15 protein-coding genes and 1 tRNA gene are annotated in these 9,202 nt (G+C 61.1%); 1 reads left to right on the top strand and 15 read right to left on the bottom strand.

Features of this window, described 5'->3' with window-relative positions; all coding sequences use genetic code 11:
* Positions 1-23: 23 nt before the first annotated feature.
* Entirely contained in the window at positions 24-998 is a 975-nt protein-coding gene (locus BM133_RS17900; protein WP_093436365.1) for a GlxA family transcriptional regulator, read from the bottom strand.
* A 115-nt stretch (positions 999-1,113) separates the two neighbouring features.
* Between BM133_RS17900 and BM133_RS17895 the strand changes: the two genes are divergently transcribed.
* Positions 1,114-1,761 carry an HD domain-containing protein gene (locus BM133_RS17895; protein ID WP_371286342.1) on the top strand — a complete coding sequence of 216 codons (648 nt, stop codon included), beginning with the start codon at positions 1,114-1,116 and terminating at the stop codon, positions 1,759-1,761.
* 101 nt (positions 1,762-1,862) lie between these two features.
* On the opposite strand, the gene BM133_RS17890 is transcribed toward BM133_RS17895, so the two are convergent.
* From BM133_RS17890 to rpsH, 14 genes are all read right to left on the bottom strand, one after another.
* A tRNA-Met gene (locus BM133_RS17890) sits at positions 1,863-1,939 on the bottom strand.
* 18 nt (positions 1,940-1,957) lie between these two features.
* The gene (rplQ, locus tag BM133_RS17885) at positions 1,958-2,356 is read right to left on the bottom strand and encodes a 50S ribosomal protein L17 (RefSeq protein ID WP_093436362.1); all 399 of its coding nucleotides are present in this window, start codon (positions 2,354-2,356) and stop codon (positions 1,958-1,960) included.
* An 87-nt stretch (positions 2,357-2,443) separates the two neighbouring features.
* A complete protein-coding gene (rpoA, locus tag BM133_RS17880; protein WP_009124827.1) occupies positions 2,444-3,433 on the bottom strand; it encodes a DNA-directed RNA polymerase subunit alpha in 990 nt (329 codons plus the stop codon).
* A gap of 139 nt (positions 3,434-3,572) precedes the next feature.
* Positions 3,573-4,196: a 30S ribosomal protein S4 gene (gene rpsD / locus BM133_RS17875; protein ID WP_009124826.1), complete on the bottom strand. Its 624-nt coding sequence runs from the start codon at positions 4,194-4,196 to the stop codon at positions 3,573-3,575.
* Between the two features lie 129 nt (positions 4,197-4,325).
* Entirely contained in the window at positions 4,326-4,730 is a 405-nt protein-coding gene (rpsK, locus tag BM133_RS17870) for a 30S ribosomal protein S11 (protein ID WP_009124825.1), read from the bottom strand.
* 12 nt (positions 4,731-4,742) lie between these two features.
* Positions 4,743-5,108 (bottom strand): 30S ribosomal protein S13, encoded by a 366-nt coding sequence (gene rpsM / locus BM133_RS17865; protein ID WP_093243005.1) that lies wholly within the window; start codon positions 5,106-5,108, stop codon positions 4,743-4,745.
* 23 nt (positions 5,109-5,131) lie between these two features.
* Positions 5,132-5,245, bottom strand: coding sequence for a 50S ribosomal protein L36 (gene rpmJ, locus BM133_RS17860; RefSeq protein ID WP_013544106.1), 114 nt, complete (start codon positions 5,243-5,245; stop codon positions 5,132-5,134).
* Positions 5,246-5,322: 77 nt separating this feature from the next.
* On the bottom strand, positions 5,323-6,636 hold the full coding sequence (secY, locus tag BM133_RS17855) for a preprotein translocase subunit SecY (protein ID WP_042577480.1): 1,314 nt from the start codon (positions 6,634-6,636) through the stop codon (positions 5,323-5,325).
* Between the two features lie 27 nt (positions 6,637-6,663).
* The gene (rplO, locus tag BM133_RS17850) at positions 6,664-7,095 is read right to left on the bottom strand and encodes a 50S ribosomal protein L15 (protein ID WP_013544108.1); all 432 of its coding nucleotides are present in this window, start codon (positions 7,093-7,095) and stop codon (positions 6,664-6,666) included.
* Positions 7,096-7,106: 11 nt separating this feature from the next.
* On the bottom strand, positions 7,107-7,292 hold the full coding sequence (rpmD, locus tag BM133_RS17845; RefSeq protein ID WP_009124818.1) for a 50S ribosomal protein L30: 186 nt from the start codon (positions 7,290-7,292) through the stop codon (positions 7,107-7,109).
* Between the two features lie 25 nt (positions 7,293-7,317).
* Positions 7,318-7,836: a 30S ribosomal protein S5 gene (rpsE, locus tag BM133_RS17840; RefSeq protein WP_042577478.1), complete on the bottom strand. Its 519-nt coding sequence runs from the start codon at positions 7,834-7,836 to the stop codon at positions 7,318-7,320.
* Positions 7,837-7,854: 18 nt separating this feature from the next.
* Positions 7,855-8,223 carry a 50S ribosomal protein L18 gene (rplR, locus tag BM133_RS17835; RefSeq protein ID WP_093437096.1) on the bottom strand — a complete coding sequence of 123 codons (369 nt, stop codon included), beginning with the start codon at positions 8,221-8,223 and terminating at the stop codon, positions 7,855-7,857.
* Positions 8,224-8,237: 14 nt separating this feature from the next.
* The gene (rplF, locus tag BM133_RS17830) at positions 8,238-8,771 is read right to left on the bottom strand and encodes a 50S ribosomal protein L6 (protein WP_013544111.1); all 534 of its coding nucleotides are present in this window, start codon (positions 8,769-8,771) and stop codon (positions 8,238-8,240) included.
* A 24-nt stretch (positions 8,772-8,795) separates the two neighbouring features.
* Complete coding sequence (gene rpsH / locus BM133_RS17825; RefSeq protein WP_013544112.1) at positions 8,796-9,191, bottom strand: 30S ribosomal protein S8; 396 nt, start codon at positions 9,189-9,191, stop codon at positions 8,796-8,798.
* Between the last annotated feature and the right edge of the window lie 11 nt (positions 9,192-9,202).

Genomic DNA, 9,202 nt, shown 5'->3' with positions numbered 1-9,202 from the left:
CGCCTTCTTCGCGCATCACGCCTTCATTCGACGGCGTGTGCGTAGCGCTTGCGGTACTCCGCCGGCGTGATGCCGACCTGGCGCTGGAACGCGCGCCGCAACGTGTCGGCATCGGCAAATCCGCATTGGGCCGCCACCTGCTTCGGTGCGGCATCCCCGGCCTCGAGCAGGCGGCGCGCGGCGGACACGCGAATGCCTTCCACCCAGGCGGCCGGTGTGGCTCCGACCTCCTGCGTGAACAGCCGTGCGAAGTGGCGCGGGCTGAGGCTCATGCGGCCGGCAAGGTGGGCCACGCTGTGGTCTTCTGCAGGGTTCGCCGCGATCCAGCGTTGCACCTCCTGCAATGCCGATCTGCCGGTGGGCGCGGCTTCGCCCTTGCGGCTGAACTGCATCTGGCCGCCGGGGCGCTTGAAGAACATCACGAGCTGGGCGGCGACTTTCATCGCGATCTCGCGGCCGAGATCCTCCTCGACGAACGCGAGCGACAGGTCGAGCCCTGCAGTCACGCCAGCGGCCGTGCGCAGGCGGCCGTCGCGCACGTGGATGGCGTCGGCATCCACCTGCACTGCGGGGAAGGCCTGTGCGAGTTGATCGGCCACCGCCCAGTGCGTCGTGACTCGCCGGCCGTTGAGCAACCCCGCCTGCGCCAGGACGAAGGCGCCGCTGCAGACGGAGCCGAAGCGGCGTGCCTTGGGCGTGAGCTTGCGCAGCCACGCGGTGACATCGAGGTTGGTCGCCGCGCTCGCAGCATGCGGCGTGCCGGCCACCAGGAGCGTGTGAATCGGTTCGCCGATGTCCTCGCCGATGACGGCGTCGGGCATGAGCCGCACGCCCGATGAACTGCGGATCGCCCCGGGCTGGCTCGCGATGACGCGCAGCCGGTAGGCCTCGGTGCGCGCCTGCACGTTCGCCTCGGCGAACACGTCCAGCGGGCCGGAAACGTCCAGCAGCTGGACGCCGGGCATGGCGAGGATCGCGATGGTCTTCGTGGTGGGCATGGCTGTTCTCCGTGTCTCTTTCGTGGAGGCAATGGCAGTAATTGCCGCCTCACGTTCATTGAAGACACTGTAGCCGACTCCTAAAGTTGCTCTCACACACACAGGAGAAATCCACATGGCTTTGACGACGACGATCGACGGGGTTCGCATCCCCGACAGCAAGCTCGCAAACGAGATCACGGAGCTGGTCCGGGACACGGCACCTTCGCTGCTGTTCCACCACTCCAGCCGGGTCTATTACTTCGGCGCGCTGGCGGGCAAGCGCCGCGGCCTCACCTTCGACCCGGAGCTGCTGTACGCGGGCGCGATGTTCCATGACATGGGGCTGGTGAAGGCGCACAGCAGCGCGAACGAGCGCTTCGAGGTCGATGGGGCGAACGTGGCGCGCGATTTCCTGCGCGGCCATGGGATCTCGCAGCAGGACGTCGACCTGGTCTGGACCGCGATCGCACTGCACACGACGCCGGGGATCCCGCAGCACATGCATCCGGTGGTCGCGCTCGTGACGGCCGGCGTAGAGATGGACGTACTGGGCTTGACCTATCCCGAGTACAGCGAAGCCGAGCGCACGCAGGTCGTGCATGCACACCCGCGCACCGAGCACTTCAAGGAAGACATCATCCAGGCCTTCTACGACGGCATCAAACACAAGCCGGAGACCACCTTCGGCAACGTGAAGGCCGATGTGATCGCGGACAAGGAACCGCATTTCCACCGGGGCAATTTCTGCAGCGTGATTCGCTGCTCGGCCTGGCACGGCTGAGAAATCCGGGAAATAAAAAAGCCCTCGAAGCGAGGGCTTTTTCTATTCAATTCATCGACCAAAGAAAAAAGGCCCTTTGAAATTCAAAGGGCCTTTTAAATTGGTTGCGCGAGCAAGATTTGAACTTGCGACCTTTGGGTTATGAGCCCAACGAGCTACCAGGCTGCTCCATCGCGCGGCAAGATGGAATTATACCTTATTCAGCAGCGCCTTGGTCAGCATCTGCTTCTTTAATTTCAGGGCGGTCGACCAGTTCGACCAGGGCCATCGGCGCGTTGTCGCCGACGCGGAAACCCATTTTCAGGATGCGCGTGTAGCCGCCCGGACGTGCCGCGAAACGCGGGCCCAGATCGGCGAAGAGCTTGACGACGCTGTCGCGGTCGCGCAGGCGGTCGAAGGCCAGGCGCTTGTTGGCGAGCGTGGGCTTCTTGGCGAGCGTGATCATCGGTTCGATGACGCGGCGCAGTTCCTTGGCCTTGGGGACCGTGGTCTTGATGACTTCGTGCTCGATGAGCGAATTCATCATGTTCTGCAGCATCGCAAGGCGGTGCGAGCTGGTGCGGTTGAGTTTGCGAAGTCCGTGTCCGTGACGCATGGTGCTTTTCCTTTACTTTATTCAACAGGCAGCCGTATCAGGTACTGCCCGGGCACGAGCCCTCAGGGGCTCAATTCAAAACAAAAATCAACGCTTGTCGAGACCGGCCGGCGGCCAGCTTTCAAGCTTCATACCCAAGGTCAGGCCGCGCGAAGCGAGGACTTCCTTGATTTCGTTGAGCGACTTGCGACCCAGGTTCGGGGTCTTGAGCAGCTCGTTCTCGGTGCGCTGGATCAGGTCACCGATGTAGTAGATGTTTTCGGCCTTCAGGCAGTTGGCCGAACGCACGGTGAGCTCGAGCTCGTCGACAGGGCGCAGCAGGATCGGATCGAATTGCTGTGCGCTGCGCGGTGCCGGTGCATCGAATGCAGCCAGTTCGCCGCCTTCCAGCTGTGCGAACACTGCCAGCTGCTCGACCAGGATTTTAGCCGAGGCACGAACTGCGTCTTCAGCGGTGATCGCACCGTTGGTTTCGATCTCGACCAGGAGCTTGTCCAGGTCGGTACGTTGTTCGACACGGGCGCTTTCGACCGTGTAGCTCACACGCTTGACGGGCGAGAACGACGCGTCGAGGACGATGCGGCCAATCGACTTGGTCGGCTCGTCGGCGTAGCGGCGCATCGTGCCGGGCACATAGCCGCGACCCTTTTCGACCTTGATCTGCATGTCCAGCTTGCCGCCTTGCGACAGGTGCGCGATCACGTGGTCGGGGTTGATGATCTCGACGTCGTGCGGGGTCTGGATGTCCGATGCCAGGACCGGGCCTTCGCCGTCCTTGCGCAGGCTCAGCGTGACTTCGTCGCGGTTGTGGAGCTTGAACACCACGCCCTTGAGATTCAGAAGGATGTTGACGACATCTTCCTGCACGCCGTCGATCGACGAGTACTCATGCAGAACGCCAGCGATCGTGACTTCGGTGGCCGAGTAGCCAACCATGGACGACAGCAGAACGCGACGCAGCGCGTTGCCGAGCGTGTGGCCATAGCCGCGCTCGAAAGGTTCGAGCGTGACTTTCGCCTTGTTGGCGGCAAGTTGCTCGACCTGGATGGTCTTGGGTTTCAGCAGGGTGGTTTGCATGCAGACTTCCTCTCAATACCCCCGGCTCGTTACACCGGTAAGGCTGGTGAAGCACCTGACCCGCAACAAAGCACGGGGCAGGAACGTGAACAACAAAAACTTGTATCCCACACACGCGAGGTGTGCGGGAACAAAAAAATCAACGCGAATAGAGTTCGACGATCAGCGATTCGTTGATGTCGGCTGCGAATTCGTCGCGATCGGGCACCTTCTTGAAGGTACCTTCGGCCTTGTCGGCGTTCACATCGACCCAAGCCGGGATACCGACTTGCTGGGCGAGTTGAAGGGCTTCGACAATGCGGTTCTGCTTCTTGGACTTGTCGCGCACGGCGATCACGTCGCCGGTCTTGACCAGGTACGACGGGATGTTGACCGACTGGCCGTTCACCGTGATCGCCTTGTGCGACACGAGTTGCCGTGCTTCAGCGCGGGTCGAGCCGAAGCCCATGCGGTAGACGACGTTGTCCAAGCGCGATTCGAGGATGAACAGCAGGTTGGCGCCGGTGTTGCCACGGCGACGATCGGCTTCTTCGAAGTAGCGGCGGAATTGCTTTTCCAGCACGCCGTACATGCGCTTGACCTTCTGCTTTTCACGCAGTTGGAGGCCGTAGTCGGAGGTACGCTGACCCGAAGTACGACCGTGCTGGCCGGGCTTGGAATCGAACTTGGCCTTGTCTTGAATCGAGCGACGGGCGCTCTTCAGGAACAGGTCGGTGCCTTCACGGCGGGAAAGTTTGGCCTTGGGGCCGAGGTAACGTGCCACGATTTTTCCTTTGTGTCATCTGCCGCAGTTGCCTGCGGGAGCCATCGGCGGAACGCGGATGGCGGTGGGCTTAGTTAAAAAACAAATGCGCAGCCGCTCGAAAGCTGGCTGCGCCTTGCGAACTGACGATCAGATGCGGCGACGCTTCTGGGGACGGCAGCCGTTGTGCGGAACGGGCGTCACGTCGGCAATGGAATTGATCCGGATGCCGAGCGCAGCCAGTGCGCGCACCGACGATTCGCGACCGGGGCCCGGGCCCTTGATCTCGACGTCGAGGTTCTTGATACCTTGTTCGACAGCAGCACGGCCGGCAACTTCGGAAGCCACCTGCGCAGCGAACGGGGTCGACTTGCGCGAGCCCTTGAAGCCCTGGCCACCCGACGAAGCCCACGACAGGGCGTTGCCCTGGCGATCGGTGATCGTGATGATGGTGTTGTTGAACGAGGCATGCACGTGGGCGATACCGTCCGCAACGTTCTTGCGAACCTTCTTGCGAACGCGCTGTGCGGCGTTGTTTGCAGGTGCTTTAGCCATGCTGGTCTATCCTTATTTCTTCAGGGACTGCGCAGCCTTGCGCGGACCCTTGCGGGTGCGGGCATTGGTGCGCGTGCGCTGGCCGCGCATAGGCAGGCCGCGACGGTGACGGAAGCCGCGATAGCAACCGATGTCCATCAAACGCTTGATGTTCATCGTCGTCTCGCGACGCAGATCGCCTTCGATCGTGAACAGAGCGATCTGGTCACGGATCTTCTCGAGATCGCCGTCGGTCAGATCTTTGATCTTCTTCGAATATTCGATGCCGCTCGCTTCGCAGATTTGACGGGCGCGGGTGCGACCGATACCGAAAATGGCGGTCAGGCCGATTTCAGCGTGCTTGTGCGGCGGGATGTTGATGCCAGCAATACGTGCCATGTGCGTCCTCTAATACTCTTCAATCAACCCTGGCGCTGCTTGTGGCGCGGGTCGGTGCAAATCACACGCACCACACCTTTACGGCGGATGACCTTGCAATTACGGCAGATGGTTTTGACCGAAGCCGAAACTCTCATTTCATTCTCCTAAAACTGTTTAACGTGGCGGTACACCGCCCACTTACCCAATATTCTCAATACTGAAACTCACAGCCCTACGATGTCTTGAAGTTAGCCTTCTTCAGCAGCGATTCGTACTGCTGGGACATCATGTAGTTTTGCACCTGGGCCATGAAGTCCATCGTGACGACCACGATGATCAGCAGGGAGGTACCACCGAAGTAGAACGGTACGTTGTACTTCAGGATCAGGAACTCGGGCAGCAGGCAGACGAAGGTGATGTACACCGCGCCAGCCAACGTCAGGCGAACCAGAATCTTGTCGATGTAGCGAGCGGTCTGGTCACCCGGGCGAATGCCTGGAATGAATGCACCACTCTTCTTCAGGTTGTCGGCCGTTTCCTTGCTGTTGAACACGAGTGCCGTGTAGAAGAAGCAGAAGAAAACGATCGCAGCAGCGTACAGCAGCACGTAGATCGGCTCGCCCGGACGCAGTGCGCCGGCAATGTCCTTGATCCAGCGGAAACCACCTTCGCCGGTGCTGAACCAGCCAACCACCGTTGCGGGCAGCAGGATGATCGACGACGCGAAGATCGGCGGAATCACACCGGCCATGTTCAGCTTCAAAGGCAGGTGCGACGACTGGCCGCCATAGACCTTGTTGCCAACCTGGCGCCGCGCATAGTTCACGAGGATCTTGCGCTGGCCGCGTTCGACGAACACCACGAAGTAGGTCACCAGGACCACGACAGCGATGATGAAGAGCGCGACGATCGGATTCATCGCACCGGTGGTCACCAACGAACCCAGACCTGCCACGGCGCTCGGCAAACCTGCCGCGATGCCTGCAAAGATCAGGATCGAGATGCCGTTGCCCAGCCCGCGTTCGGTGATCTGCTCGCCGAGCCACATCAGGAACATCGAACCTGCCGTCAGGCTCACCATGGCGGTCAGTCGGAAGCCGAAACCGGGTGCGATGACCAGACCGGCCGACGACTCGAGTGCCACTGCAATGCTGAACGACTGGAACAGTGCCAGACCCAGTGCGCCGTAGCGCGTGTACTGCGTGATCTTGCGGCGGCCGGCCTCGCCTTCCTTCTTCAATTGCTCGAAGGTCGGAAGCACGTAGGTCATCAGCTGCATGATGATCGACGCCGAGATGTACGGCATGATCCCCAACGCGAACACGGTGAAGCGCGACAGCGCCCCGCCCGAGAACATGTTGAACAGGCTCAGAATGCCGCCCTGCTGGCCCTGGAAGAGCGCGGCCAGCTGGTCCGGGTTGATACCCGGCACAGGAATGTGCGCACCAATCCGGTAGACCACGAGCGCGAGCAGCAAAAAGACGAGCCGACGACGGAGGTCGCCGAACTTGCCTGTTTTTGCGATCGTTGCCGCGTTAGTTGCCACGAAGAACTTCTTTCAGTCCGATGGTGATCAGGCGATGCTGCCGCCGGCTGCTTCGATCGCAGCCTTGGCGCCAGCCGTTGCACCCACGCCCGTCAGCTTGACGGCCTTGGTGAGTTCACCGGTCTTGATGATCTTGACGACCTTGGCGAGCTGGCCCACGAGGCCGGCTTGCTTCAGTGCCAGGACATCCACTTCGGCCAGGCCGAGCTGCTCGAGGGCAGTCAGCGTGACTTCGGCGTTGAACTTCAGCAGGTGCGACTTGAAACCACGCTTGGGCAGGCGACGTTGCAGCGGCATCTGGCCGCCTTCGAAACCAACCTTGTGGAAACCGCCTGCGCGCGACTTCTGACCCTTGTGACCGCGACCTGCGGTCTTGCCGATGCCAGAGCCGATACCACGGCCAACGCGACGCTTGGCGTGCTTGGCGCCGGCTGCCGGCTTGATGCCATTGAGTTCCATATCAGTCTCTCTTACAGAACTTTGACCAGATAACTGATCTTGTTGATCATGCCGCGCACCGCCGGGGTGTCTTGCAGCTCGCTCACGCTGTTGAGCTTGCGCAGGCCGAGGCCACGCACGGTCGCGCGATGCGATTCCTTGGTGCCAATCGGGCTCTTGACCAATTGCACCTTGAGGGTTTGTTGTTGCGTCGTCATTTGAATGCTTCTTTCAGGCTTGCGCTTAAGCGAAGATTTCTTCGACGGTCAGGCCGCGCTTGGCAGCCACTTCCGACGCGGTCGTCGAGTTCTTCAACCCGTCGAGCGTGGCGCGAACCATGTTGTAGGGGTTCGACGAACCATGGCTCTTGGCCACGATGTCGGTGATGCCCATGACTTCGAACACGGCGCGCATCGGGCCGCCGGCGATGATGCCGGTACCCTTCGGGGCAGGGATCATGACGACCGAAGCGGCGCCATGGTGACCCGTCACGCGGTGATGCAGCGTGCCGTTCTTGATCGAGATCTTGGCCAGGTTGCGGCGAGCTTCTTCCATCGCCTTTTGCACGGCAGCAGGCACTTCCTTGGACTTGCCCTTGCCCATGCCGACGCGGCCTTCGCCATCGCCCACGACGGTGAGTGCTGCGAAACCGAGGATACGACCACCCTTCACCACCTTGGTGACGCGGTTGATCGCGATCATCTTCTCGCGCAAACCGTCTTCAGGGCCTTCGTTCTGCGTTCTTGCTTGAATCTTTGCCATTTTGAATCTCGTGTCCGGTTAGAACTGCAGACCGGCTTCGCGAGCCGCCTCGGCCAGCGCCTTGACGCGGCCGTGGTACGCAAAACCAGCGCGGTCGAAGGCGACCTTCTCGACGCCGGCAGCCTTCGCCTTTTCAGCGATGCGCTTGCCAACGGCGGTGGCTGCAGCGGCATTGCCGCCCTTGCCCGAACCGCCGCCGAGCGAGGTACGCACTTCGGCTTCGGCCGTCGATGCGGTTGCGATCACCTTGGTGCCGTCGTCGGAGATGACGGTGGCATAGATGTGCAGGTTGGTGCGGTTCACCGTCAGACGGGCCACGCCCTGCGTCGCGATGCGAATGCGGGTCTGGCGCGAGCGGCGAAGGCGCTGTGCTTTTTTGGTCAACATCATTTTGCTGCCCCTTACTTCTTCTTGGTCTCTTTGATCACGATCTTCTCGTCCGAATAACGGATGCCCTTGCCCTTGTAAGGCTCAGGCGGACGAACAGCGCGGATCTCAGCGGCGATTTGACCAACGCGCTGACGGTCAGCACCCTTGATCACGATTTCGGTCGGGGTCGCGGTGGCCACCGTGATGCCTTGCGGCATGTCGATGTTGACCGGGTGCGAATAACCGACTTGCAGGTTCAACTTGTTGTTGGACGCTGCGGCCTTGTAGCCGACGCCGACCAGGTTGAGCTTCTTCTCGAAGCCCTTGGTCACGCCAACCACCATGTTGTTCACCAGCTGACGGATCGTGCCGCTCATCGCATTCGCTTCACGCGATTCGTTGGCCGGCTCGAAGTTCAGCTTGCCGTCATTGCTGACGACCTTGACCAAGGGGTTGCGTGCAAGGTTGAGCGTGCCGCCCGTGCCCTTGACGCTGATCTGGTCTTCCTTGATCGACACATCCACGCCTGCGGGGATGGTGATCGGCATTTTTCCTACTCGGGACATTTCAGTGACTCCTCGATGTCTCGGTTAGGCGACGTAGCACAGGACTTCGCCACCGACACCGGTAGCGCGTGCCTTGCGGTCGGTCATCACGCCCTGGGGGGTCGTGACGATCGCAACGCCGAGGCCGTTCTGGACTTGCGGAATGGAAGCACTGGCCTTGTAGACGCGCAGGCCAGGACGGCTCACGCGCTCGATGCGCTCGATGACCGGACGGCCAGCGTAGTACTTCAGGACGATTTCAAGTTCGCTCTTGCCGGCTTCGGTCTTGACCTGGAAGCCGTCGATGTAGCCCTCGTCCTTCAGGACTTGTGCGATCGCGATCTTCACCTTGGAAGACGGGACCGACACGGTGGGCTTCGCCACCATCTGCGCGTTACGGATACGCGTCAGCAGGTCGGCAATGGGATCACTCATGCTCATGTTGTTTGCTC

Source organism: Variovorax sp. 770b2 (assembly GCF_900115685.1).
In the GTDB taxonomy this organism is placed as follows: Bacteria; Pseudomonadota; Gammaproteobacteria; order Burkholderiales; family Burkholderiaceae_C; genus Variovorax.
Note: the sequence above shows the minus strand (reverse complement) of the source record. Positions and strands in the feature narration are given on the sequence as shown.

Excerpts from the sequence above, each read along its gene's own strand:
- rpoA (WP_009124827.1), bottom strand. The coding sequence starts at position 3,433 with ATGCAAACCACCCTGCTGAAACCCAAGACCATCCAGGTCGAGCAACTT.
- rplQ (WP_093436362.1), bottom strand. The coding sequence starts at position 2,356 with ATGCGTCACGGACACGGACTTCGCAAACTCAACCGCACCAGCTCGCAC.
- BM133_RS17900 (WP_093436365.1), bottom strand. The coding sequence starts at position 998 with ATGCCCACCACGAAGACCATCGCGATCCTCGCCATGCCCGGCGTCCAG.
- rplR (WP_093437096.1), bottom strand. The coding sequence starts at position 8,223 with ATGTTGACCAAAAAAGCACAGCGCCTTCGCCGCTCGCGCCAGACCCGC.
- rpsM (WP_093243005.1), bottom strand. The coding sequence starts at position 5,108 with ATGGCACGTATTGCTGGCATCAACATCCCGCCGCACAAGCACGCTGAA.
- rplO (WP_013544108.1), bottom strand. The coding sequence starts at position 7,095 with ATGGAACTCAATGGCATCAAGCCGGCAGCCGGCGCCAAGCACGCCAAG.
- BM133_RS17895 (WP_371286342.1), top strand. The coding sequence starts at position 1,114 with ATGGCTTTGACGACGACGATCGACGGGGTTCGCATCCCCGACAGCAAG.
- rpmD (WP_009124818.1), bottom strand. The coding sequence starts at position 7,292 with ATGACGACGCAACAACAAACCCTCAAGGTGCAATTGGTCAAGAGCCCG.
- rplF (WP_013544111.1), bottom strand. The coding sequence starts at position 8,771 with ATGTCCCGAGTAGGAAAAATGCCGATCACCATCCCCGCAGGCGTGGAT.
- rpsK (WP_009124825.1), bottom strand. The coding sequence starts at position 4,730 with ATGGCTAAAGCACCTGCAAACAACGCCGCACAGCGCGTTCGCAAGAAG.
- rpsE (WP_042577478.1), bottom strand. The coding sequence starts at position 7,836 with ATGGCAAAGATTCAAGCAAGAACGCAGAACGAAGGCCCTGAAGACGGT.
- rpmJ (WP_013544106.1), bottom strand. The coding sequence starts at position 5,245 with ATGAGAGTTTCGGCTTCGGTCAAAACCATCTGCCGTAATTGCAAGGTC.
- rpsH (WP_013544112.1), bottom strand. The coding sequence starts at position 9,191 with ATGAGCATGAGTGATCCCATTGCCGACCTGCTGACGCGTATCCGTAAC.